General features: G+C 66.8%; 18 protein-coding genes. 9 read left to right on the top strand and 9 right to left on the bottom strand.

What is annotated here, in order from left to right; all coding sequences use genetic code 11:
- Positions 1-8 precede the first annotated feature (8 nt).
- Positions 9-1,439 (bottom strand): NAD(P)H-quinone dehydrogenase, encoded by a 1,431-nt coding sequence (locus EET13_RS06265; RefSeq protein WP_122441464.1) that lies wholly within the window; start codon positions 1,437-1,439, stop codon positions 9-11.
- A gap of 154 nt (positions 1,440-1,593) precedes the next feature.
- Between EET13_RS06265 and EET13_RS06260 the strand changes: the two genes are divergently transcribed.
- Positions 1,594-2,073 (top strand): gamma-glutamylcyclotransferase family protein, encoded by a 480-nt coding sequence (locus tag EET13_RS06260; RefSeq protein WP_122441463.1) that lies wholly within the window; start codon positions 1,594-1,596, stop codon positions 2,071-2,073.
- A 60-nt stretch (positions 2,074-2,133) separates the two neighbouring features.
- Here EET13_RS06260 and EET13_RS06255 read toward each other — a convergent pair whose 3' ends face one another.
- Entirely contained in the window at positions 2,134-2,778 is a 645-nt protein-coding gene (locus EET13_RS06255; protein WP_168991069.1) for a DUF5134 domain-containing protein, read from the bottom strand.
- 125 nt (positions 2,779-2,903) lie between these two features.
- Between EET13_RS06255 and EET13_RS06250 the strand changes: the two genes are divergently transcribed.
- Entirely contained in the window at positions 2,904-3,203 is a 300-nt protein-coding gene (locus EET13_RS06250) for a DUF1490 family protein (protein WP_122441461.1), read from the top strand.
- A 55-nt stretch (positions 3,204-3,258) separates the two neighbouring features.
- Positions 3,259-5,577 (top strand): copper-translocating P-type ATPase, encoded by a 2,319-nt coding sequence (locus EET13_RS06245; protein ID WP_122441507.1) that lies wholly within the window; start codon positions 3,259-3,261, stop codon positions 5,575-5,577.
- Positions 5,578-5,864: 287 nt separating this feature from the next.
- Here EET13_RS06245 and EET13_RS06240 read toward each other — a convergent pair whose 3' ends face one another.
- From EET13_RS06240 to EET13_RS06225, 4 genes are all read right to left on the bottom strand, one after another.
- Positions 5,865-6,773, bottom strand: coding sequence for a hypothetical protein (locus EET13_RS06240; protein WP_136623121.1), 909 nt, complete (start codon positions 6,771-6,773; stop codon positions 5,865-5,867).
- A gap of 815 nt (positions 6,774-7,588) precedes the next feature.
- Positions 7,589-8,254, bottom strand: coding sequence for a hypothetical protein (locus EET13_RS06235; RefSeq protein WP_122441459.1), 666 nt, complete (start codon positions 8,252-8,254; stop codon positions 7,589-7,591).
- 785 nt (positions 8,255-9,039) lie between these two features.
- Positions 9,040-10,209, bottom strand: a complete 1,170-nt coding sequence (locus EET13_RS06230) for an amidohydrolase (RefSeq protein WP_122441506.1) — start codon at positions 10,207-10,209, stop codon at positions 9,040-9,042.
- Entirely contained in the window at positions 10,206-11,393 is a 1,188-nt protein-coding gene (locus EET13_RS06225) for an amidohydrolase (protein WP_122441458.1), read from the bottom strand. Before EET13_RS06225 ends, EET13_RS06230 begins: the two co-directional genes overlap by 4 nt.
- Before the next feature lie 127 nt (positions 11,394-11,520).
- Between EET13_RS06225 and EET13_RS06220 the strand changes: the two genes are divergently transcribed.
- Both EET13_RS06220 and EET13_RS06215 read left to right on the top strand, forming a co-directional pair.
- Positions 11,521-12,336, top strand: coding sequence for a purine-nucleoside phosphorylase (locus tag EET13_RS06220; RefSeq protein ID WP_122441457.1), 816 nt, complete (start codon positions 11,521-11,523; stop codon positions 12,334-12,336).
- 30 nt (positions 12,337-12,366) lie between these two features.
- Positions 12,367-13,944, top strand: a complete 1,578-nt coding sequence (locus EET13_RS06215) for a phospho-sugar mutase (RefSeq protein ID WP_122441505.1) — start codon at positions 12,367-12,369, stop codon at positions 13,942-13,944.
- Between the two features lies 1 nt (position 13,945).
- On the opposite strand, the gene upp is transcribed toward EET13_RS06215, so the two are convergent.
- Positions 13,946-14,569, bottom strand: coding sequence for a uracil phosphoribosyltransferase (gene upp / locus EET13_RS06210; RefSeq protein WP_122441456.1), 624 nt, complete (start codon positions 14,567-14,569; stop codon positions 13,946-13,948).
- 88 nt (positions 14,570-14,657) lie between these two features.
- On the opposite strand from upp, the gene EET13_RS06205 reads away from it, so the two are divergent.
- The 3 genes from EET13_RS06205 to EET13_RS06195 all read left to right on the top strand — a co-directional run bounded on the left by EET13_RS06205 (position 14,658) and on the right by EET13_RS06195 (position 20,645).
- Positions 14,658-15,542 (top strand): alkaline phosphatase family protein, encoded by an 885-nt coding sequence (locus EET13_RS06205; RefSeq protein ID WP_122441455.1) that lies wholly within the window; start codon positions 14,658-14,660, stop codon positions 15,540-15,542.
- 48 nt (positions 15,543-15,590) lie between these two features.
- Positions 15,591-16,970 (top strand): primosomal protein, encoded by a 1,380-nt coding sequence (locus EET13_RS06200; protein WP_122441454.1) that lies wholly within the window; start codon positions 15,591-15,593, stop codon positions 16,968-16,970.
- Between the two features lie 414 nt (positions 16,971-17,384).
- A complete protein-coding gene (locus EET13_RS06195; RefSeq protein WP_122441504.1) occupies positions 17,385-20,645 on the top strand; it encodes a helix-turn-helix transcriptional regulator in 3,261 nt (1,086 codons plus the stop codon).
- A 34-nt stretch (positions 20,646-20,679) separates the two neighbouring features.
- On the opposite strand, the gene EET13_RS06190 is transcribed toward EET13_RS06195, so the two are convergent.
- Positions 20,680-22,029: an APC family permease gene (locus EET13_RS06190; RefSeq protein ID WP_122441453.1), complete on the bottom strand. Its 1,350-nt coding sequence runs from the start codon at positions 22,027-22,029 to the stop codon at positions 20,680-20,682.
- Entirely contained in the window at positions 22,029-23,132 is a 1,104-nt protein-coding gene (locus tag EET13_RS06185; protein WP_122441452.1) for a TauD/TfdA family dioxygenase, read from the bottom strand. The genes EET13_RS06190 and EET13_RS06185 overlap by 1 nt, the downstream gene beginning before the upstream one ends.
- 164 nt (positions 23,133-23,296) lie before the next feature.
- Between EET13_RS06185 and EET13_RS06180 the strand changes: the two genes are divergently transcribed.
- A partial coding sequence (locus EET13_RS06180) for a PE family protein (RefSeq protein WP_136623120.1) occupies positions 23,297-24,698 on the top strand: 1,402 nt, incomplete at its 3' end.

Raw genomic sequence — 24,698 nt, 5'->3', positions numbered from 1 at the left:
TGTGGCCTTCAGTCGAGATCGTCGTGGGCCATCAGGCGGCGGGCGGCCTCGGTGATCGAGCCCGACAACGACGGGTACACGGCCAGTGTCTGTGCCAACTCGTTGACCGTGATGCGGTTCTGCACGGCCACCGCGATCGGCAGGATCAGCTCCGAGGCGATCGGTGCCACCACCACGCCGCCGATCACCACGCCGGTGGAGCGCCGGCAGAAGATCTTCACGAAGCCTTGCCGCAAACCCGACATCTTCGCCCGGGCGTTGGTCCGCAGCGGCAGCATGATGGTGCGGGCGGTCACCGACCCGTCGTCGATCGCCGACTGCGGCACCCCGACGGCGGCGATCTCGGGATGGGTGAACACCGTCGCTGCGACCGTGCGCAGCCGGATCGGACTGACCCCCTCGCCCAGGGCGTGATACATCGCGATGCGGCCCTGCATCGCGGCGACCGAGGCCAGCGGCAGCAGGCCGGTGCAGTCTCCCGCCGCGTAGATGCCGGGCACCGACGTCCGCGACACCCGGTCCACGGTGAGGTAATTGCCGGGCCCCACCTCGATGCCGACCCGATCCAGCCCCAGGCCGCCGGTGTTGGGCACCGACCCGATGGTCATCAGGGCATGGCTACCCTCGACGGTGCGGCCGTCGGTCATGGTGACCAGGACTCCGGTGTCGGTACGGGTCACCGATTCCGCCCGGGCGTTCTTGACCAGCCGGACGCCGCGTTCGGCGAACGACTCTTCTAGGACCAGCGCGGCGTCGGCGTCCTCGTACGGCAGCACCCGGTCCCGGCTGGCCACCACCGTGACCTGGACACCGAATTCGGTGTAGGCGTGCACGAACTCGGCGCCGGTGACTCCCGATCCCACCACGATCAGGTGCTGCGGCAGCGCCTCGAGGTCGTAGAGCTGGCGCCAGGTCAAGATGCGTTTCCCATCGGGCTGGGCCGACGGCAGCACCCGCGGCCGGGCGCCGGTGGCGATCAGCACCACGTCGGCGTCGTGCTCGCTGGTGACGGGGCCGTTCGGGCCCGAGTCGGAATGGGTGGCTTTGACGCGGTGCCGAGCCAGGCCCGGAGTGGGGTCGACCAACTCGCCGCGGCCGGCGATCACGTGCACGCCCATGCCCAGCAGCTGGGCGGTGATGTCGGCCGACTGCTCGGCGGCCAGCGCCTTGACCCGGGCATGGATCTGCGGCAGCGAGATTTTGGCGTCGTCGATGTCGATGTCGAAGCCCAGGCGCTGCGCCCGGCGCAGCTCGGTGCGCAGGCCGGTGGAGGCGATGAAGGTCTTGGACGGCACGCAGTCGTCCAGCACCGCGGCCCCGCCGATTCCGTCGGAATCGATGACGGTGACTTGGACGGATTCGGGGCGTGCGGTGGCGGCGACGATAGCGGCCTCGTAGCCGGCCGGGCCGCCACCGATGATCACGATGCGGGTCACCACAGGCCTAACCTAGCCCGCTCGCCCGGTGCTTCACGAGCAGGCCGCAGGGCGAGCCCGTCAGGCTACGCCACAACACCGGGTGAGGGCTGCATCACACCCGCCTCAGACCCTCGGGTGGACGCCATCCATCCAGCTGACGTTTAAGCTTTCTCCCGTGCCGCTCTACGCCGCCTACGGGTCGAACATGGATCCCGAGCAGATGCTCAAGCGAGCACCCCACTCACCGATGGCCGGAACCGGCTGGCTCAACGGCTGGCGGCTGACCTTCGGCGGTGAGGATCTCGGCTGGGACGGCGCACTGGCCACCGTGGTGGAGGACCCGGATTCCCGGGTGTTCGTCGTGCTCTACGACATGACGCCCGCGGACGAGAAGAACCTCGATCGCTGGGAGGGGTCCGAGTTCGGCGTCCATACCAAGATTCGCTGCCGGGTGGAGCGGTTGTCCTCCGACACCACCACCGACCCCGTGCTGGCGTGGCTGTACGTGCTGGACGCCTGGGAGGGCGGGTTACCGTCGGCGCGCTATCTGGGGGTGATGGCCGACGCCGCCGAAATCGCGGGGGCACCGGCTGATTATGTGCACGACCTGCGGACCCGTCCGGCCCGCAACATCGGTCCGGGGACGACGACCTGACGGTGCCCGTGTGGGCTGGTCCCGACGGGCCTGGCAGTGCGGCACGCATCGGCGCGGGGGTTACCGCATCGCGCCGAACATGAGGGCCGTACCGGCGGCGGCGAGGGCCTGAGACAGCAGCCCCAACCCGATCAGCGGGCCGGTGCCCGCGCACCGGTCGGCCCGCCGCGCGGCCAAGTACCGCCAGAACCAGTGCACGGCCGCGACCGCGAACGCCACTGCCACAATCCAGTTCGCCGTAGTGACCCACGATTCGGGTCGGGCCTGCGGCATTTGGTGTGCGGGCATCGATGATCCGGCGAGATGGGTGGTCGCCGGACCGGCCATCGCGTGGTCGGGTGGATGGCCGGCGCCGTTCATCAGCGTGTACATCCACGCCATGGCGACCATCATTGTGGCGTTGTAGCAGTTGGCTATTCGGTCGCCCGCAGCACAGTGCCGCCCCGCCATAAGCACGAACCAGCCTGCCGCCAGGAGAAAGAAGACAACCGGCCCCGGGCTGTGCGAGACCGGCCCAACCCGCCAGGCCATGGCGATCATGGCCGCCGACATCGACAGGTGCAGCAGGTGGTCGATCGCCCAGGTCCATCGAAAACCTCTGGCGTCTAACACCGGATCCGAGATCGCCACGATATCCGCTGCCATGCTGATGCCGAAAATCATTGTGGCCGACCAGCGCAGCGCCGAGTCGGTCAGCACAGACATCGCGAACCACCGCAGTCGCATCCTGTGGATTTGCCGTGAAAGAAGCCGACTTCGACCATGCGTATACCCTACCGGGGTATCGTTGTTTTGCAAGTTGGCACGCACGATAGGAAAGGGATCGTTCGATGGTTTCGTGGCATGGAGTCTTGGCGAAATCGGTACCTACGCTGGTGACCGGCGTGGTGGGAGCAGCGGCATATGAGGTGCTGCGTAAGACGGCGGTCAAGCTGCCGCTGCGGGAGGCGACGGTCGCCACCACGGCGTGGGGACTGCGGGGTCTGCGTACCGCCGAACGCAAGGCCCAGCAAAGCTCCGAGCAGGCTCGGCTGACGCTGGCCGATGTGATTGCAGAGGCGAAAGAGCGTATTGGAGAAGATGTTTCACTGTCTTCGGTAGCGGGAGAGTGCCATGACCACGATCACTGATGTTCGCCCTGACGCTGGTGTCCAGCTGACGGTGTTGTCCGATGCGGCGGGGCGGATGCGGGTTCACGTCGGCGGATGTCGCTTCGACGAGGTTCGAGCCGTCGCGACCGAAGAGACCGTTGCCACAGTGGCCGGTGTCCGGGCCGTCCAGGCGTATCCGAGAACCGCGTCGGTGGTGATCTGGTATGCGGCCGAAGACTGCGATACCGCGGCAGTGCGGTCGGCAATCGTTGACGCCCAACAGATCCCAGCAGAGTTGGTGCCCACACGGGCCCTGCATTCAGCCGCCGCGCACAGCGGTGGCGTGGTGCGCACGATCATTGACCGGCTGCTGCGGCGCCCGCACGATGTCCCCGCCGATCGCGGCGGATGTGGCGAGGTCCAGGTCGCTTCGTGCCACGCCTCGCCGGGCGCGGATCCCGCCGCCGAGCGGCGGACGTGGCTGCGCCGGGTCTGGCTGGCCTGGCCGTTGGGGTTGCTGTCGGCCGGGTTGACAATGATGGCCGCCCCGTGGGCGGGCTGGTTGGCACTGGCCGTCACGGTGCCGGTGCAATTCGTGGCCGGCTGGTCGATTCTCAAGGAGGCCGTGGCGCAGGCACGGACGTTGAGCGCCAACATGGATACGCTGATCGCGCTGGGCACGCTGACTGCATTCGGCTACTCCACCTATGAGTTGTTCGCCGGTGGCCCACTGTTTTTCGACACCTCGGCGTTGATCATCGCGTTCGTGGTGCTGGGCCGGTATCTGGAGGCCAGAGCTCGGGGCAAGGCGTCGGAGGCGATCAGCAAGCTGCTTGCCATGGGGGCCAAGGAAGCCCGGCTGCTCATCGACGGCGAGGAGCAGCTCGTCCCGGTCGACCAGGTGCAAGTCGGCGACCTGGTGCGAGTCCGGCCCGGGGAGAAGATCCCGGTCGACGGCGAAGTCGTCGACGGCCGTGCCGCGGTCGACGAGTCGATGCTCACCGGGGAATCGGTTCCGGTCGAGAAGAGCCTGGGTGACCGTGTCGCGGGAGCGACGGTCAACGTCGACGGGTTGCTGACGGTGCGCGCTGTGGCCGTCGGCGCCGACACCGCGCTGGCTCAGATTGTGCGCCTGGTCGAGCAGGCGCAGGGCGGCAAGGCGCCGGTGCAACGGCTGGCCGATCGCGTCTCGGGGGTGTTCGTGCCGGCCGTGGTGGGTATCGCCGCCGCAACGTTCGCCGGCTGGACAATACTGGCCGCCAACCCGGTCGCCGGCATGACCGCGGCGATCGCGGTGCTCATCATCGCCTGCCCATGCGCGCTGGGCCTGGCCACCCCGACGGCCATCATGGTGGGCACCGGCCGCGGCGCGGACCTGGGGATCCTGGTCAAGGGTGGCGAGGTGCTGGAGGCCTCGCAAAAGATCGACACCGTCGTCTTCGACAAGACCGGCACCCTCACTCGCGCCCACATGCGGCTCACCGATGTTGTCGCCGACGAGGCACACCGGCAAGACCTGGTGCTGCAGCTGGCCGCAGCGGTCGAGTGCGGTTCCGAACATCCCATCGGCGCGGCGATCGTCGCGGGTGCGCGTGAGCAGGCGCTGCCGATTCCGGCCGCGACGGAGTTCACAAACCTGGCCGGACACGGCGTACAGGCCGCGATCGACGGCCGGCCCGTGCTGGTCGGTCGGCGCAAGCTGATCGTTGAGCACGATTTACTGCTTCCCGACCGCCTCGCCGACGCGGCGGCCGAACTCGAAGAGCAGGGCCGCACCGCGGTGTTCGTCGGGCAGGGGGACCGGGTGATCGGAGTGGTGGCGGTGGCCGACACGGTCAAGGACGACGCCGCCGAGGTGATCCGCCAGCTGCACGCAATGGGCTTGCAGGTCGCGATGATCACCGGCGACAACGCGCGCACCGCGGCGGCGATCGCCAAGCAGGTCGGCATCGACCGGGTCCTGGCCGAGGTGTTGCCGCAGGACAAGGTCACCGAGGTGCGCCGGCTCCAAGACGAGGGCCGGGTGGTCGCCATGGTCGGCGACGGCGTCAACGATGCCCCCGCGCTGGCGCAGGCCGATCTGGGCATCGCGATCGGCACCGGCACCGACGTGGCCATCGAGGCCTCCGACATCACCTTGATGTCCGGCCGGCTCGACGGCGTCGTGCTGGCGATCCAGCTCTCCCGGCGCACCCTGCGCACGATCTACCAGAACCTCGGGTTCGCGTTTGGCTACAACAGCGCCGCGATACCGCTTGCCGCGCTGGGCATGCTCAACCCCGTCGTGGCGGGTGCGGCGATGGGCCTCTCCTCGGTCAGCGTGGTGACCAACTCCCTGCGGCTGCGTCGCTTCGACCGGCTGGCCTCACCTGATTCGAGCGGCAAGTCCACCGGCACCGTCGACACCACCTAATCAGCGCGCGGGACAACCAGTCGTCGGTCAGTGAGCTGCTCGGGTCTGCCACCCGAGCAGCTCACTTCCACCCCCGCGCGGGCAGCATCAACTCTTGCACGAGGCTCCTACGACTACCTTCTTGTTGGTCGCGTCGCGGCTATCCACGCGCATTCCCGAACTTGTCTTCGACTATCAAGAGTGCGCATCGTCGACGCGTCCTGACCGCGACAAATGATGCGCTGCGAATTCGGTCATGCAAGAAGAACACTCAGGGTGATCGCCAAGTGTTGTCTAGCTCTCGCCAATCACCAAGAGCCGCTGTCACTATCGCTAGCGGTGTCACTGTTGGTGTCATTGTTATTGTTGTTGCTATTGCCGTTGGGCGCGACGGCGGGTCCCGCCGAAACTGCTGGCAAGCCCGTCGAATTATCATTACCCGAGTTGTCATAGTACGGGTTGTCAATGGTGCGATTTCCGTACGTAATGCTGGAATTAAAATCACCCATCGGAGGAAAGTTCAAGTCTATTTCGTCGGCATTATCTGGATATATCGTCGTCCCCGCGTCGTTGCCATAAGCATCTTTTCCTTCAATTCCAAATACCGAGGCTATGAGCGGCGATTTCGGCGGATCCGTGGTCCATCCTTCAGGGACCTGGAACGTCAGATTATTCATTTCGTAGTCATTGTTATTATTGCTGTTGTTGTTATTATCGTTATTGCTAAACGGATTAGTGTAAGTTTCGCTCGCAGAGCTGTCGCTTATGCCATTGTTGGCATTAACAGTTGGGGCGACTTCACCGTTGTAAGTGCCGACAGGAAAGTCGGTGTCGCCCGTTATGTTATACAGTTGCATCTCATTGGGAATATTATTGTTATTATCGTTGCTGGTGTTATTCCTGTCATCCCTTGACGGTTGCCACGGGCTACTAAATCCTTGGTCGTCGCCGTCGCCCGTGCCGAGCTTGAGCCCGTCATGGCCGGTGAGGGTGAGCGCGAGCTGGCCCGGGTTGACCTCGGAACTCTTGGCGGTGGCATCAAGGCCCGCGGTGATGCCGCCGGTTAGCGCCAACGCCCCCAACGCCGCCATGGCGACGCGCTGGCGCCGTAATTTTGCGCGCTGCGATTTGGCGCGCTGCTCTGGTGCGCAAATCTCCTGAGCCTCAACAGCGCATCGGCTGTGTTTCGGATTGGAATCACAAGACGGCTTGGACATAACGAAATTTCCTTCTCATCGACAATTCTTGAAAAAGCACCGGAAACCTAGATCGATCGCGCGCAACAGCGTCAGGAAAGCAACACCTCGCCTTTCACGCCACACTGCTTGACCGCGACGGTCGGCAACCGTCGGGAACCTACGTTCCAGGCGGCCGACGCCGCACGGCAGGCCATGGTGGCCCACCCGCCCTGACCAATCCGCGGTGGAATCACGACTTAGGTGGTCTCCTGCAAACCCGGCAAATAAAATCAGGGCGAGCCTAACGATTGCATCAATGCCGGACCATCCGCTGCTCGGGCGAAAGGATCGTCCCCCGATCGGCGGACATCTCGGGTCGTCTGCTGTTGACTGATTTCGCGGCAAGCCGCTGAATCGTTTCGAATGGAGCTACAGATGCTGTTGAGGCTCCGGTAGAGCGGGTGCGAGACGGCAGCAGTCCAGATACCAATATCGCCGCGCTGATGACGTTGCGCGGCAACCTTTCCGGGACCCTGTGGTCGCAATCGACACCATCCAATAATTTCGCACCTCGGACAACCAGGCGTCGCCGAATGATCTGCCTAGGCCATCAACCCGAGCAGTTCATTTCGATCGTTGCGAGCCAGGGCTCGATCTACTTCCACAAGATGCGCATGCGACGACCGTCGTGCCGGTGACGTCGCCGCTAATCCACAGCGCATTCCTGAACTTTCGCGCTGTGCCGTCAAGCGTGCGCCCGCTCTGATCGCGACAAGAAACCGCAGCTTTATCACGCCAATGCCGCGATGCAAGGAGAACACTCAGGCTTATTGCCGGTGTCACCATGCTAATCATCAAGAGTCGCTGTCGCTATCACTATCGGTATCACTATCACTGTGATAGTAATAATTATTGTTATTATTGTTGACATTAGGATCTACGGGGTCGATGTCGAAACGTGAGCCAAACAAATTGCGGACCTGCGCTTCCATATTGGACTCGTGCGCATAGATGTATTGATAAGGAATGCCAGACTCTGGAGGATAAAGGTCAAAGTAAATTTGATCTCCGCGGTTTCTGACAAAATCTTCATCGTATTTAACCGGCGGTGGAGTGTATGGATAGATTTCGCCCGGGTACATAGCGACGTTGTCCGCTTGCTCACTTAACGCGAAATAGTCAACATAGCCATGATTCTCTAACGCGAAATAGTCAATATAGCCATTTTTGTCGTTGCCCCCGTCGCCAGACGCGGGACTATTGGCCCCGCCATCCCCGGTGCCAAGCTTAAATCCGTCACGCGCAGCCAGGGTGATGGTGAACCTGTCGACGCGGGTGTTGTTAGCGGCGACATCGTTGTCCTTGGCCATCGGTAGGTCAAGAATACCGCCGACAGCAGTGATCAACGCAAGTGCACCTAGCCCGGCGGCGGCGCGTTTGCGCTGCCGCCGCAATTCGGCCGGCTGTGCCGGTTTCGGGGCCGGTTCGAATTCGGCAGCGCCGCCGTAGCGCTCAGGCATCGGGCCGCGGGGCGGTCGAGACATAGGCAGACCAGACTTTCATGAATTCGGTTAATCGACAAACTCGGGGTAGACAATTCACTCACGCAGGGCACATCAGTCACCCAAGACCGCGACCAGTATGCCGGTCTCCTGCACACCCGGCAATAAAATCAGGGCGAGCCTAACGATTGCATCAATGCCGGACCATCCGCTGCTCGGGCGAAAGGATCGTCCCCCGATCGGCGGACATCTCGGGTCGTCTGCTGTTGACTGATTTCGCGGCAAGCCGCTGAATCGTTTCGAATGGAGCTACAGATGCTGTTGAGGCTCCGGTAGAGCGGGTGCGAGACGGCAGCAGTCCAGATGCCAATATCGCCGCGCTGATGACGTTGCGCGGCAACAGATCCCGGTATGCTGGGCTACCAAAACCCGAGATCCCCGGTGGTTCCCGGAAACCAGTGACTACGTTGTCGTCTCCGCCGCCTAATCTCACGACATCAATGTGCGACAGCGTCTATGGGCGCCTTCCGAAATGGTACGTCAAGTCTGTATCTAGCTGCACGAGAAGCCTTTTCGGCCAGAAGAGGGTGTTCATCAGCCTCGTTTGCCCGACAGACAACTGAAGTAGCCGCATCTCCCGGGTACTGCCACGCGCAGGCTGTGTGCTTGAACCTGGCAGATTGCCATGCGATCCGATACCCCTGAGGCTACGCGAAACCTTTGCCGTTGCTCCAGTCACGTGGCGATCACAAGGTTTCTCCGCGCGGCGCAACGGTTTTCACTACCCGCGCGGCGGTTTCGGATTAGAACTCTGCTGCCTGTTCGATGACGTTGACCAGCACCCGTAAACCGATCGCGAGGGCTCGCTCGTCGAGGTCGAATGTCGGCTGATGCAAATCCAGTTGCGGCCCCTCGCCCGACCACACGCCCAACCGCGCCATGGCCCCGGGAACCTCTTCGAGATACCAGGAGAAGTCCTCGCCGCCACCGGACTGCCGGGTATCGGCCAGAACGTCGGGTCCGACGGCTTCGATGGCGTGAGTCAGGATCCGCGTCGAGACGTCCTCGTTGACCACCGGCGGCACCCCGCGGTGGTACTGCAAGGTGTGCTCGATCACCAGCGGCGCCAACAGCGCGTCGACGGCCTGGCGGATGATGTCCTCCAGATCCACCCAGGTCTGCCGGCTGGCGGTGCGGACGGTGCCGGACAGGACGCCGGTTTGTGGAATGGCATTGGCGGCCACGCCCGCATTGACCGCGCCCCACACCAGCACGGTGCTGTTGCGCGGGTCGATACGGCGCGACAGCACTCCGGGCAGGCCGGTGATCAGCGTGCCCAGGCCGTAGACCAGGTCGGCGGTCAAGTGGGGCCGCGACGTGTGCCCACCGGGCGAATACAGTGTGATCTCTATCGAATCGGCTGCCGAGGTGATGGGACCGTGCCGGACGGCGACCTTGCCCACTTCGAGGCGGGGGTCGCAGTGCAAGGCGAAGATGCGCGACACTCCGGTGAGCGCGCCGGCCGCAATGGCGTCGATGGCGCCACCGGGCATCAGCTCTTCGGCGGCCTGGAAGATCAGCCGCACCCCGACCGGCAGCTCGGGCACCGCGGCCAGCGCCAGCGCGGTACCCAGCAGGATCGCGGTGTGCGCATCATGGCCGCAGGCGTGGGCGACATTGGGCATCGTCGAGGCGTACGGCGCGCCGGTGCGTTCGGCCATCGGCAGCGCGTCCATGTCGGCGCGCAGCGCGATCCGCGGCTGATGCTCGGGGCCGAAGTCGCACGTCAGCCCCGTGCCGCCGGGCAGCACTTTGGGGTTCAGACCCGCGTCGGCCAACCGCTCGGCGACAAACTGGGTGGTGGCATACTCTTGGCGGCCCAGCTCCGGGTAGCGGTGGATGTGGCGGCGCCAGGCCACCAGGTCGTCGTAGTGGGCGGCCAGCCACGACTCGGCGCTGTCGACCAGGCTCATCGGGCCGCCGCCCTGCGCTGCCACGCAGCCAGCATCCGGTCCCGCTCTTCGGTGTTCTCGGCGAGGCGAACAACGGTGCGCGCCAACGTGATTGCGCCGTCAACGACCGCACTGTCGGCGCTGGGGCCGGCCGCGGCCGCCGCGAAGGCGCGCTGGTGGACCGTGGCCCCGCCCGCCTCGACACCGATCACCGGATGAATCCCCGGCAGCACCTGCGTCACATTGCCCATATCGGTGCTGCCCATGGGCAGTGCTGCCTCGACGGCGGCGGGCACCGGGTCGCGCCCGAGCCGGCGCATTTCCTCCCGGCACGTGTCGACCAGCCAGGGGTCGGGCCTCAATTCCGCATACGCGGGTGCGGCGGGGTCGATGTTGTATTCACATCCGGCGGCCAGTGCCCCCGCGGCAAAGCACGCATACACCCTGCCCTCCAGGTCGCGCAGCGACCCGGACTCGAGCGCGCGCATCGCGTAGCGCAGGGTGGTGTGCCCGGGAATCACGTTGACCGCCTGCCCGCCCTCGGTGACAATGCCGTGCATCATCTGCCCGGGTGCCAGCTGCTGGCGCAGCAGGCCGATGGCCACCTGCGCGACGGTCGCGGCGTCGGCGGCGTTGACGCCCAGATGCGGGGCAACCGCCGCGTGCGATTCCTTGCCGCGGTACTGCACGCTGACTTCCGACAGCGCCAGCGACCGGGCCCCGGCGATATCCGTGGGGCCCGGGTGCACCATCACCGCCAGCGCCACGTCGTCGAACGTCCCGGCCTGCAGCATCAGCGCCTTGCCGCCTCCGGACTCCTCGGCCGGAGTGCCCAGCAGCGCAACCGTCAGACCCAGCTCGTCGGCCACCTCCGCCAGCGCCAGCGCGGCGCCCACCGCCGATGCCGCGATGATGTTGTGGCCGCAGGCATGCCCGATCTCGGGAAGCGCATCGTATTCGGCGCAGATCCCCGCCACCAGCGGGCCGTGACCGAAGTCGGCCCGAAACGCCGTGTCCAATCCGCCGGCGGCCGCGGTGATCGCGAAACCGCGCTCGGCGACCAGCGTTTGGGCTTTGGCGCAGCTGCGGTGTTCGGCGAACGCCAACTCCGGCTCTGCGTGGATAGCGTGGGAGAGTTCGACCAAGTCACTGCCGCGGCGTCGCACCAGCGCCTCCACGCGGTCGGCGGCGGTGAGTGCGGACATCTTGGCAGTATCTCATCGACGGGCGCCGGTTCAGTGGCGAGCAGACACAGAGTCGCATCGCGAGGCCGGGCGCCGTGCGACTCCATGTCTGCTCGCGGTCTGCTCGCGCTGGGTAGGCTCGCGCAGTGTGACTGTCCCGCAGCCCGATCCGGCCGAACTTGCTCGGCACGCGGCGCACGTCATCGCCGAGCGCACCGGGATCGGTCAGCATGACGTCGCGGTGGTTCTCGGGTCGGGCTGGTCAGCGGCTATTGCCGCGCTCGGCCGGCCGACCGCCGTCATGGCCCAGGCCGACGTGCCTGGGTTCGCGCCGCCACGGGCGGCCGGGCATGTCGGCCAGCTATTGTCCGTGCCGGTCGGTGGTCACCGGGTGCTGCTGCTGGCCGGCCGCATCCACGCCTACGAGGGTCACGACCTGCGCCACGTCGTCCACCCGGTGCGCACGGCGTGCGCGGCGGGGGCACACACCGTCGTGCTGACCAATGCCGCGGGCGGGCTGCGGCCGGATATGCAGGTCGGACAGCCGGTGCTGATCAGCGACCACCTGAACCTGACGGCACGGTCCCCGCTGGTGGGGGCGCAGTTCGTCGACCTCACCGACGCGTATTCCCCGCGGCTGCGCCAGCTCGCCCGCCAGTGCGATCCGGAGCTTACCGATGGCGTGTACGCCGGCCTGCCGGGACCGCACTACGAGACACCCGCCGAGATCCGGATGCTGCAAACGCTGGGCGCCGACCTGGTGGGCATGTCGACGGTCCACGAGACGATTGCCGCTCGCGCCGCAGGCGCCGAGGTGCTGGGCGTCTCACTGGTCACCAACCTGGCGGCCGGCATCACCGGTGAACCGCTCAGCCACGCCGAGGTGCTTGCCGCCGGCGCGGCGTCGGCGGCCCGGATGGGCGCGCTGCTGGCCTCACTGATCGAGCGCCTGGCCCGCGTCTGAGCCGTGACACCCATGACGCCCATGACGCCCATGACGCCCGAGGAATGGATCGCCCACGACCCCGACCCGGCGACCGCGGCCGAACTCGCCGCCTGCAGCGCCGACGAGCTCGCCGCGCGGTTTGTCCGTCCGCTGACGTTCGGCACCGCCGGGCTGCGCGGGCCGGTACGCGGCGGCCCGGACGCGATGAACGTGGCGGTGGTGCTGCGCGCCACCTGGGCGCTGGCCCGGGTACTCGACTCGGCGGGGCCGCGCTCCCGCACGGTGATCGTCGGGCGTGACGCTCGGCACGGCTCCGCGGTTTTCTCCACCGCAGCATCGGAAGTGCTTGCTGCTGAAGGGTTTTCGGTGGTTCTGCTGCCGGAGCCGGTGCCTACGCCGGTCGTCGCGTTTGCGGTGCGCCGCACCGGGGCCGCAGCCGGCATACAAGTCACGGCGTCGCACAACCCGGCGACCGACAACGGCTACAAGGTCTACCTCGACGGCGGCATCCAGATCGTCTCGCCCACCGACCGCCACATCGAAGCGGCCATGGCCGCCGCTCCCCCGGCCGATCAGATCGCCAGAAAACCCGTCGAACCCGCTGACACCGATCTGCTCGACCACTACATGGAGCGGGCGGCCGGCGTTCGCCGCTCAACGGGTTCGGTCCGGGTGGCCTTGACTGCCATGCACGGTGTCGGTGGCGCGGTGGCCGTCAAGACGCTGAGCCGGGCCGGCTTCGCCGACGTGCACACCGTCGCGTCGCAGTTCGCACCCGACCCCAACTTCCCCACCGTGGCGTTCCCCAACCCCGAGGAGCCAGGTGCCACCGATGCGCTGCTGGCGCTGGCTGCCGATATCCAGGCCGATGTCGCGATCGCACTGGATCCCGACGCCGACCGTTGCGCGGTCGGCATTCCCGCCGCAACCGGTTGGCGGATGTTGTCCGGCGACGAAACGGGTTGGTTGCTCGGCGATTACATCCTGTCGCAACCGCAAGACGGCACCAGGATAGTCGCCAGTACGGTGGTGTCGTCGCGGATGCTGGCGGCGATCGCCGCCGATCACGGCGCCGGGCACGTGGAGACCCTGACCGGCTTCAAGTGGTTGGCCCGCGCCGATGTGGAGCGGCCCGGAACCCTGGTGTATGCCTACGAAGAAGCGATCGGGCATTGCGTCGACCCGGCCGCGGTGCGGGACAAGGACGGCATCAGCGCCGCCGTGTTGGTGTGCGACCTGGTCAATGTGCTGAAACGGCAGGGCCGTTCGGTACCGGACAAGCTCGACGAGCTCGCCCGGCGCTACGGCGTCCACGAGGTTGCGGCGATGCCGCGTCGGGTCGCCGATGCCGGCGCGGCCCAGGCATTGATGACGCGGCTTCGTGAGACCCCACCCGCCCGGCTGGCCGGTTTTGCCGCGACCGTCACCGACATCACCGACGCGCTGATTCTTACCGGTGGCGACGGCGACACCACCGTCCGGGTGGTGGTGCGACCCTCGGGCACCGAGCCAAAGCTGAAGTGTTACTTGGAGGTTCGCTGCGCGGTGGCCGGTGACTTGGCCGCTGCCCGGCGCCTCGCAGGGCAGTTGCGTGACGAGCTGGTCGCCTCGGTACGGAACTGGTGATTCAGCGGGGGCCGAACTGACGGTCGCCCGCGTCACCGAGGCCGGGCAGGATGAACGCCGCGTCATCGAGCCCGTCGTCGAGGGCCGCGATGAACAACCGTGCGTCCGGCGCCACTTTTTCCAGCGCCGCAATGCCTTCCGGGGCCGCGCACACGCACAGCGCAGTGATGTCGGTCGCGCCGCGGGCCACCAGCAGGCCGACCGTGTACGTCATCGAACCGCCGGTGGCCAGCATCGGGTCCAGGACCATGACCGGCAGACCATTCAGGTCTTCGGGCACCAGCTCCAAATACGACACCGGCCGATGCGTCTGTTCGTCCCGGCCGACGCAGACAAAGGCGACGTCCGCCTCCGGTAGCGCGGCATGCGCGGCGTCGACCATGCCCAGTCCGGCACGCAGCACGGGCACCAGCAGTGGTGGTTTGGCCAGCCGCACCCCCATCATCTCGGCGAGCGGCGTGCGGACCGTAACCGGCTCGGTGGGCGCGTCGCGGGTCGCCTCGTAGACCAGCGCCAGTGTCAGCTCACGCAACGCGGCCCGGAAGGCGGCGTTGCACGTGCGTTCGTCGCGCAGCACGGTCATCCGGGCCGCCGCCAGTGGGTGGTCGATGACGTGGACGTCCACGGGTGGACCCTATAACGATCGGACTCACGGCGGCTGACACATTGGCTTCGGCGCTGCGGCGGGTCTAGTCCGCCCCTATACTCCGGGCGTGCGCGGGCTTCGGGGATTGTTGGCGGGGGCGGGTCGAGTCGTGGCGGTGTTCGGCGCGGTCGCGGTGGCCGTGTCGGGCCAGGTCAGGGTTCACGACGGGGTGCGGCCGACGGCGGCGCCGTTGCCGGCGTTTGCGCACGTGGTGATCGTGGTGGAGGAGAACCGCTCGCAGACCAACATCATCGGCAACCAGGCGGCGCCCTTCATCAACGCGCTTGCCGCCAACGGCGCGATGATGGCGCAGTCGTTCGCCGAAACCCATCCCAGCGAACCGAACTACCTCGCGCTGTTCGCCGGCAACACATTCGGCCTGACCAAGAACACCTGCCCGGTCGACGCCGGCTCGATGCCCAACTTGGCATCCGAATTGCTCGCCGCCGGGCACACTTTCGTCGGTTTCGCCGAGGACCTGCCCGCGGTGGGCTCGACCGTCTGCAGTGCCGGCAAGTATGCGCGCAAGCACGTACCGTGGGTCAACTTCAGCAACGTCCCGCCGACGCTGTCGGTGCCGTTTACCGCATTTCCACGCCCGGAGAACTTTGCGAGTCTGCCCACGGTGTCCTTCGTCATCCCCAACGCCGACAACAACATGCACGACGGCAGCATCGCCGCCGGCGATGCGTGGCTCAACCGGGAACTGTCGCCGTACGCCAATTGGGCCAAGGCCAACAACAGCCTGCTCATCGTCACGTGGGACGAGGACGACGGCGCCAGCCGCAACCAGATTCCGACGGTGTTCTATGGCGCGCACGTGCAGCCGGGCACTTATGACGAGACCATCAGCCACTACAACCTGCTGTCCACGCTGGAGCAGATGTACGGCTTGCCCAAGACGGGCAATGCGATGAACGCTCCCCCGATCACCGATATTTGGAGCGGGTGAGCGCTACCGGGCCGGGCCCGTCGCCCGGCCGTCGCTATTCTGTGCCGCATGGCTGCTGACCTCGTGCCCATCCGCCTGGGCCTGTCCGACGGTGACCGCTACACGCTGTGGGCACCACGCTGGCGTGATTCCGGCGACGAGTGGGAGGCGTTCCTGGGTAAAGACGAGGACCTGTACGCCTTCGAAAGCGTGGCAGACCTGGTTGCATTCGTCCGCAGCGATACCGACAACGACCTGGCGGACCACCCGGCGTGGCAGACGCTGACCGAGGCGCACGCGCACGCCTTCGAGCCGGCGGCCGACAAGACGTTCGATTTGGTGGTCGTCGAGGAGCTGGTGGCCGAGAAACCGACCGAGGAGTCGGTGACCGCGTTGGCCGCCACGCTGGCGATCGTGTCGTCCATCGGATCGGTGTGCGAGCTGCCGGCGGTGTCGAAGTTCTTCAACGGCAACCCCACGCTGGGCACCGTGTCGGGGGGGATCGAATATTTCACCGGTAAGGCCGGCCAGAAGCGCTGGAATGCGATCGCGGAGATCATCGCGCGCAGCTGGGACGACGTGCTCAAGGCCATCGACGACATCGTCAGCGTTCCCGAGGTCGACGCCGACCTGGCGGAAGGCGCCGCCGACGAATTGGCCGAGGAGCCCGAAGAGGCCGAAGAGGAAGCCGACGGCGACGAGAGTGAGGCGGCTGCCGAGGAGGCGGAATCGGACGACGAGACAGACAGCGACGCCGACCTGGGTGGCCCGGACACCGACGAAGACACCGACGAAGCATCCGACGGGGACACCGACGAAGACACCGACGAAGCATCCGACGGGGACTCTGACGAAGCCTCCGAAGAAGAACAAGCCGCGGCGACCGCGGTTCTGGGTAGCGACGAGGACTTCTGGCTGAAGGTCGGCATCGACCCGGTCCAGATCATGACCGGTGCCGGTACCTTCTACACCCTGCGCTGTTACCTTGACGACCGTCCGATTTTCTTGGGCCGCAACGGCCGGATCAGTGTGTTCAATTCCGAGCGCGCGCTGGCGCGCTACCTTGCCGACGAGCACGACCACGACTTGGCGGACCTGAGCACCTACGACGACATCCGGACCGCGGCCACCGACGGCTCACTGGCGGTGGCCGTCACCGATGACAACGTCTACGTGCTCACCGGACTGGCCGACGACTTTGCCGATGGCCCCGACGCCGTGGATCGGGACCAGCTGGACCTGGCGGTCGAGTTGTTGCGCGACATCGGCGACTACTCGGAGGAAAGCACGGTCGACAAGGCGCTCGACCCGGGTAAGCCGCTGGGCAAGTTGGTGGCCTCTGTGCTCAATCCCGACTCGGTCGGCAAGCCCGCAGCGCCGTATGCCAAGGCGGTCCGCGAGTGGGAGCAGTTGGAGCGGTTCGTCGAGTCGCGGCTACGACGCGAATAGCGCCCCAGCCGCGAGCTGTCGTTCAGAGTCGATACATCGCACGCGACATGCACGAGTCCTCGAGGAACGAATAGCGCTTGGGGGTGTACCGACGCGAGTGTGGCCGTTTGCGGTGGTCGCGTGAGAGGGCGCCAGCCTCGTCGTTCAGGCCACGGTTCGATTTGGTCTGGTTCTTCACCGTCGGGTTCCTTTCGGCTTCTTTCTCGAAACTGGACGATTCGACTGTCCTCTGTGGCGCGGCTGCGGCCATCGGCCGGAATGCGCATCTTTGCCCGGCCGGGGGTCGTAGGTTTGCGGCAGACAACCGCGCCGCGTACGCGTTTTCGCCGAGATTTGCGACTCACGGCTGGTCATGCTGGTTAGCATGAGCGGGGTCGACCCAATGTGCGGGCATGCGTGGCATGGGACTGGAGCGTGGGCGAGTTGCTGCTGACCGGGACCGTGACGTTGCTTCTGGCCGACATCGAAGGATCGACACGGCTGTGGCATACGCAGCCCACGCAGATGGCCGGCGCCATCGCGCTGTTGGATCAAACCGTGGCCGAGGCCGTCGCAGCCCACGGCGGGGTGCGGCCCGTCGAACAGGGTGAAGGCGACAGCTTTGTGGTGGCGTTCGGGCGGGCGGCCGACGCCGTCGCGTGCGCCCTGCAATTGCAGAGCGCACAACTACCCCTGATTCGGCTACGCATCGGCATCCACACCGGTGATGTCCAGCTGCGCGACGACAACAACTATGTCGGCCCGGCGATCAGCCGCACGGCGCGGCTGCGCGACCTGGCCCACGGCGGACAGACGCTGCTGTCCGCCACCACCAGCGACATCGTCATCGATGAGCTGCCGGCGGATGCCTGGCTCGTCGATTTGGGAACGCAACAGCTGCGCGATCTGCCGCGCCCAGAACGGGTGGCGCAGCTGTGCCACCCGCAGCTGCGTAATGAGTTCCCGCCGCTTCGTACACCGAACACCCTTGCGTCCCAACGCCTCCCAGTGCAACTCACCAGTTTCGTGGGTCGCGAGCAGGAACTGGCCGAGGTGGTTCGGCTGACGACCGAGAACCGGTTGGTGACGCTGATCGGCGCGGGCGGCTTCGGCAAGAGCCGCCTGGCTATCCAAGTGGCGTCACAACTGACGGCGGAGCTTCCCGACGGCGTGTGCTACGTCGATCTCGAGCCGATCACCGATCCAGACATGGCGCCCACCTTGCTCGCGCGCGCGTTGGGCCTGTCCGACCAGCTGGGCCGCTCAACGGCCGATACGGTGCTGCGCTATCTCGCCGAGCGGGAGATGCTCATTGTCCTGGACAATTGCGAGCACCTGCTCGACGTGGGCGCCGGCCAGGTCAACGCGTTGCTGCAGACCTGTCCCCGGGTCACGATATTGGCCACCAGCCGAGAACCGATCAAGGTGGCCGGTGAGCTGACCTGGCGGATCCCACCGCTGTGCTTGGACGACGCGGTTGCATTCTTCACCGACCGCGCCCTGCTGGCCAGGCCCGACTTCGTCGTCGACGACGACAGCGCCGCCATGGTGCGCGAAATCTGCAGCAGGCTCGACGGCATGCCGCTGGCGCTCGAACTCGCGGCCGCGCGGGTGCGCTCGCTGTCGCTGTCGGACATCATTGCCGGCCTGGACGACAGCATCCGGCTGCTGACCGGCGGGGCGCGCACCGCGCTGCGCCGCCACCAGACCCTGCGCGCGTCCCTGGATTGGTCGTATGGATTGCTCAGCGAACCGGAACGGATCCTGCTGCGCCGGCTCGGGGTGTTCGTCGGTGGATTCGACCTCGACGCGGCGCTGGCGGTGGCCGGCTTCGGCGACCTGCCGCGTCATCAGGTGCTCGATGAGCTGGCACTGCTGGTGGACAAGTCGCTGATATGGGCGGATAGCTCGCAGGGTCGAACGCGGTATCGCCGGCTGGAGGGAGTGGGCCAGTACGCGATGGAAAAACTCGGTGCAGCCGGGGAAACCGACGCTACCCGTAAGCGATACTGCGACCACTACATGGCGCTGGCCGCGCGGCTCGACAGCCCGGGCCGCACCGACTATCAGCAGCTTCTCGATCAGGCCGAAATTGAGCTGGACAACCTGCGGGTGGCGTTCTTGTGCTGCCACGAATACTCCGACCTGCAGTCCGCGCTGGCGCTGGCGTCGTCGCTGCAGCCAGTGTGGCTCAGCCGGGGCCGGATCCGGGAGGGACGCAGGTGGTTCGAAACGGTACTCGTCGAGCTCGACGCGCACCCTGGACCGGTGAGCGCCGCGGTGCGGGCGCGGGCGCTGGCCGACAAAGCCGTGCTCGATATGTTTTTCGACACCAGCGGCGCGAGCCTGCAGGAGGCCCAACAAGCGTTGACCATCGCTCGCGAAGTCGATGACCCGGCTTTGTCGGCGCGCGCACTGACCGCCTGCGGTTTGACGGCCGGGTTCAGCTATCAATCCGATGCGGCCCGAAAGTACTTCGCAGAGGCGACCGACATTGTGCGGGCGCTGGACGACCAGTGGACCCTCAGCCAGATCCTGAGCTGGCAGAGCAATACCGCCGTGGTGTCGGGCGACACCATGACCGCACGTACTGCGGGCAGCGCGGGACGCGACGTAGCCGACGAGATCGGCGACCGGTTCGGCGCCCGGCGGTGCCGGCTGAGCCTGGCGTTCGCTTTGCTGTGGCAGGGGGAACTGGCCCCAGCCACGGCGCAGTTCAGCGAGCTGGCGGCGCAGTCGGTGGAGGCGGACGCGGACGTCCTCACCCCACTCATCCTGAAGGGGCTGGGGGATGCGCACGCATACCAGGGTGACGTGAGCGCCGCGTGGGCAGCAGGCGAGGCGGCGGTCGAAGCCGCCGGTGAAGGCAGCGAGTACTTCCTGGGACTGGGCTATGCGACGCTGGCGATAGCGGCTTTTGCCGGTGGCGATATCGGCGCGGCGCGGGAGGCGAGCACCAAGGCGTGGCAGAACCTCAAACTACAGCCGCACGTGGCGAATTATCTGCGTCCCACCAAAGCCCGGATCTCATTGGCCAGCGGGGATGTTGCCGCAGCCCGGCGCTTCGCCGACGACGCCGCCGCGGTGCTGTCGGGATGGCATTTGGCGCTGGCGCTGACCAGCCGCGCCCGGGTGGCGATGGCACAGCGTGAACCCGAACAGGCTGAGCGCGACGCTCACGACGCGTTGACTGCTGCGGCTGAAGCCTGCGCGCACAATTGCGTTCCCGACATCCTCGACTGCTTGGCCGGCCTGGCGGTCGAACAGGGCAGCCACCGGGAGGCCGCTCGTCTGTACGGCGCAGCCGATTCGATGCGGCAACGCATGGGGGCACGACGGTTCAAGATCTACGACTCAAGTTACCCTGATTCGGTGAGCTTGTTGCGTAATAAGTTGGGCAACAAGGAGTTTGATCAGGCATTGACCGAGGGGACGGCATTGTCCACCGAGGAGGCCATTGCCTACGCACAACGCGGCCGCGGTGAACGCCGACGGGCAGCCACCGGCTGGAAGTCGCTGACACCGGCGGAGCGTGAGGTGGTAAGCCTGGTCGGCGAGGGTCTTTCCAACAAGGACATCGCCGCACGGCTGTTCGTCTCGCCGCGCACCGTGCAAACCCACCTCACCCACGTCTACACCAAGCTCGACCTGAACTCGCGGGTGCAACTCGCCCAGGAAGCTGCGCGGCATTCCTAGAGTGTGCTTTGGCACCGGAAATCGGGCACCGTTTCTAGGCACCGGCAGGCACCAGTTCAGCGGACAGCAGCGGCACCGCCGGCGGGCAGCTGTGCTGAATCGGCATCTCTTCGAGTAGCTCGGCGGCCACCAGGTCGGCATCGGGGCGACGCCAGGCGACGACGGCGCCGATGGCGACGAGGGCGAGCGGGTAAAGACTGTGCCACCCAACCGTTCCGAGCATCAACAGGCACGGTCCGACGGCGACCACGCCAAGCACCCGACGACCCCACGACCGGACCAGCCGCAAGAAGGCAGCCAAGCACGCCAGGTATAACGCGAAGAACGACTGGCCGGCGAACGAGAACAGCACGGTAATCGGGATCAGTCCGGCCGCGGTCACACCTGCTGTTGCCGCTACCGCCGTGCCGGTCAACAGAACTGCACCGCTGGGCACACCCCGCGCTGAAATGCGGGCCAGTGGCGCCGGCAGCAGGCTCGAGCGAGCCGACGCATAGACCAGCCGGGACAACGCCCAGACCGCTCCGACCAGGTTGGCGAAGACCAGCACCAAACCGATGGCCGAGAACAGCACACGACCCACCGCCCCGGCCGCGACCGATGCCAACGCCGCGATGGGCGCGCTGGCAACACCGGAAGTGGTTGGGGTGAGCGCGAATTGGACGCTGAGCCCGACGAGCAGGTAGAGAATGACTACCAGGACGTAACTGCCCCACACGACGATCGGGAAATCCCGGCGCGCGTTGCGGTATTCGCCGGTAGTGCAGGACACCATCTCCCAGCCGGTAAATGCCTGGAACACCGAACCCAGCGCCGGCAGTACCAGCGGTATCTGGGCGGGCCCGGCAACCACACCGCGATTGCCGGGATCGGCGACGACCATGGCGCCGATGGCGGCCGCCGCGATGGCCGCCACGAAAACACCGGCGGCAATGACCTGTGCCCGGGCGGACACCGATACCCCGAGCAGATTGACCAGCACCGCCGCGGCAAGCAAGCCGAGGCTCCCCAGCAGCGCCACCTCCCGGCTGGAACCGAACAGTTCCTGCGCGTGATAGCCCCCCGCGACGGCCACGGTGCTCAGCCCCGGCAGTACCGTGCCGAGCGCGACGATGGTCGTCGCGGTGCCGGCGCGGGCACCAAAAGCGTTGCGCACGTACCCGGCAACGCCGCCGGAACCCGGATAACGGCGACCCAGCCAGACGAACACCGCCAGCAGTGGCAACACGATCGCCGCGTCGAGTAGCCAGGCGTAGAGCGCGGCCGCGCCGTGCTGGGAATAGGTGACGCCGGGCAGCACCAGCAGACCGCTGCCCACCACGACGCTGATCGCGACAGCCGTCCCGCCCAGCGGACCGACGGCGCGGTGAAGTTCCTGCTCCATCACGCCCGCCCCAACACGTTGGTCACACCGGTGGACGAACCCGTAGAGCTGCCACGGCGCGGGGAGATAACTCGCAGCGGGGCACAGACCTGTGAGCCCGGCACCCGGGCCGCGCGCGAACGACTGAGATCGCTCACGGTGAAGCAACGGCGCAGCCACCGGTCCCGGCCGTCGTAGCGGGGGGCGAACGCGGTACGGGCGTGCACCGCGGCGCGGTTGTCCACGATGATCAGATCTCCGGGTTCGAGCACCGCGCCCGCCATGACCGCCGTCATCGCTTCACGCAACTGATCCAGCGCCCAGGCGGCGTCGTCGCTCAGACCCTCCATGGCGTGGAAATCGACGCACAGCTCCGGCTGGTGCATAGGCCCGGTAAGCACCGGAAGCGCCGGACAGTATCGGCGGTCGCCGGCGGCTCCAAACGACGTGGCGTAGCCGATCCGGTACATCGGCTCGCGCAGCAGATCGATGGCCGCCGACGACAACCTGGGCAGAGCCCGCACGATCGACGCCGTCAGGGTATAGGCAACTCGATCGCGATCCGAGCGTAAACACAACAGGCTCAAGTGATCTGGTTTGAACGGGTGGAAGCCGTCCTCGGTGTGCATTTCCAGGAACACGCTTCCGCTGTTCTCCTGCCGCGACTCGGCACCCGGCTGAGGCACGATGTCTTGCACCAGGGCGCCGTCCTTCTCGTCGGAGTACGCGATGACGTCGCCGAACCAGGACATCACCAACAACTGCGCCAGCGTCGACACCGGAGCACGCTGCCAAGATTCCAGCTTTCCGCGCTCGGGAGTGCCGACCAGATCGTGTTCCAGCGGAAGGTTTTTCAGCATCAGCGTGCCGTAGTCGTTGCTGTTGCGCCGAAAGTCGATCAGCGACTGGGCAATCCGGCGAGGCAACTGGCGTCCTGCGAGTTCGACGGCGGTCAATACGGTCTGCGAATCGAGATCGGAGTCGCGCAGTTCGATGGCCAGCTGCCGGGCGAAGCCGTGCAGCCGCTCCTTCTCGCCGGCGGATAACTCCAGGACTGCCGGCTCGAGGCCGGCAAACCGTGTCGGCATGGCTTGATTCACTTGGTGCGCGGAAAGGTTGCTCATGCGACCAGGCTGGGGACGCGGCCTTGGCGCGCACTCAACGAATCCTTGAGGTAGGTCGGCGAGAGTCTCGGCCGAATGCCGAATGCCGAATGCCGAACGCTGTACGATTCGTTTCCGCCACGTGCTCGCGGCAATTACCGGTTCTCCAATGGCGGAGGTGCGGAATGGCTTTTCTGATCACGGCGCCCGAGGCTCTACTGGCGGCGGCCTCGGACCTAGCGGGGCTCGGGTCAACGATCAACGTGGCCAATGCGGCAGCGGCTGTTCCGACGACCGAGCTGGTGGCCGCCGCCGCCGACGAGGTGTCGACGCAGATCGCAGCATTGTTTGCCGCGCACTCCCGCGAATATCAGGCGCTCAGCGCCCAAGCGGCCGCGTTTCATGGCCAGTTCATGCAGGCCCTGACCACGGGTGCGAGCTGGTATGCCAGCGCCGAGGCCGCCAATGCCTCGCCGCTGGAGATCCTGCAGCAACAAGCGCTCGGCTTGGTCAACGCGCCCACCCAGGCGCTGCTGGGTCGCCCGCTCATCGGCAACGGCACCGACGGACAGACGGTCAACGGGGTAGGACAGCCTGGCGGCGCCGGCGGAATCCTCTACGGCAATGGCGGCAAGGGCGGCAGCAGTACCGCCGCCGGGGTGGCTGGTGGCGCGGGCGGTGCCGCCGGTTTGTGGGGCAACGGCGGCGCCGGCGGCGCCGGGGGTGCCGGCTCGGCCGGCGGCAACGGCGGATCCGGCGGATGGCTCTACGGCAACGGCGGTAATGGCGGGACCGGCGGTGCCGCCCTGGCGGGCAGCAACGGCGGTCACGCAGGGGCCGGCGGCAACGGCGGCAACGCCATCGGACTGTTCGGCGACGGCGGTGCCGGTGGGACCGGTGGGACCGGACTGACCGGCACAAACGGCGTCAACCCCACTCCTGGTCCGGTGGCCCCCACCGGTGCCAACGGCGCCGTGCAAGCCGTGACGATCAGCGCCACCGGCGGCGATGGCGCCGCGGGTGGCAATGCCGGTCCCGCCGGCACCGGCGGCACCGGCGGCCTTGGCGGTAACGGGCAGGTACTTGTCGGCGGGACCGGTGACGCCGTCGGCGGCGCCGGCGGTCACGGAGGCGCCGGGGGAACCGGAGGTAGCGGCGGCAACGGCGGCAGCGGCACCACCCTCAGTGGCAACGGCGCCGGCGGTGCGGGCGGCGATGGCGCCGATGGCGGAGTCCCCGGCGGGAACGGCGGGAACGGCGGCTCCGGCGGATTCGCCTTCGGAGCCGCCGCGACGGGCGGCGCGGGCGGAAACGGGGGCAACGGCGCGGACGGCGCAGCCGGTGGTGCGGGTGGCACCGGTGGTGCCGGAGGCAACGGTGGAGCGGGCGGAATCTTTGCGGGTAACGGTGGTGCCGGCGGGACGGGCGGCAACGGCGGGAACGGCGGAACCGGCGGTAACGGCGGCGGCGGCGGCAACGGCGGCGGCCCGACCTCACCTAACGGCACGACCGCTGCCGGAAACACTCTCGTTCATGGCAGCGCGGGCGGTGACGGCGGCGAAGGTGGCGGTGGGGGGTTCGGTGGTG

Origin of the sequence: Mycobacterium attenuatum (genome assembly GCF_900566085.1) — a bacterium.
Taxonomy (GTDB): Bacteria; Actinomycetota; Actinomycetes; order Mycobacteriales; family Mycobacteriaceae; genus Mycobacterium; species Mycobacterium attenuatum.
This window is presented reverse-complemented; position numbering and strand designations above follow the sequence as displayed.

Excerpts from the sequence above, each read along its gene's own strand:
- EET13_RS06185 (WP_122441452.1), bottom strand. The coding sequence starts at position 23,132 with ATGAGCAACCTTTCCGCGCACCAAGTGAATCAAGCCATGCCGACACGG.
- EET13_RS06240 (WP_136623121.1), bottom strand. The coding sequence starts at position 6,773 with ATGTCCAAGCCGTCTTGTGATTCCAATCCGAAACACAGCCGATGCGCT.
- EET13_RS06200 (WP_122441454.1), top strand. The coding sequence starts at position 15,591 with ATGGCTGCTGACCTCGTGCCCATCCGCCTGGGCCTGTCCGACGGTGAC.
- EET13_RS06215 (WP_122441505.1), top strand. The coding sequence starts at position 12,367 with ATGACGCCCGAGGAATGGATCGCCCACGACCCCGACCCGGCGACCGCG.
- EET13_RS06230 (WP_122441506.1), bottom strand. The coding sequence starts at position 10,209 with ATGAGCCTGGTCGACAGCGCCGAGTCGTGGCTGGCCGCCCACTACGAC.
- EET13_RS06255 (WP_168991069.1), bottom strand. The coding sequence starts at position 2,778 with ATGTCTGTGCTGACCGACTCGGCGCTGCGCTGGTCGGCCACAATGATT.
- EET13_RS06245 (WP_122441507.1), top strand. The coding sequence starts at position 3,259 with ATGCGGGTTCACGTCGGCGGATGTCGCTTCGACGAGGTTCGAGCCGTC.
- EET13_RS06235 (WP_122441459.1), bottom strand. The coding sequence starts at position 8,254 with ATGCCTGAGCGCTACGGCGGCGCTGCCGAATTCGAACCGGCCCCGAAA.
- EET13_RS06225 (WP_122441458.1), bottom strand. The coding sequence starts at position 11,393 with ATGTCCGCACTCACCGCCGCCGACCGCGTGGAGGCGCTGGTGCGACGC.
- EET13_RS06190 (WP_122441453.1), bottom strand. The coding sequence starts at position 22,029 with ATGGAGCAGGAACTTCACCGCGCCGTCGGTCCGCTGGGCGGGACGGCT.
- EET13_RS06250 (WP_122441461.1), top strand. The coding sequence starts at position 2,904 with ATGGTTTCGTGGCATGGAGTCTTGGCGAAATCGGTACCTACGCTGGTG.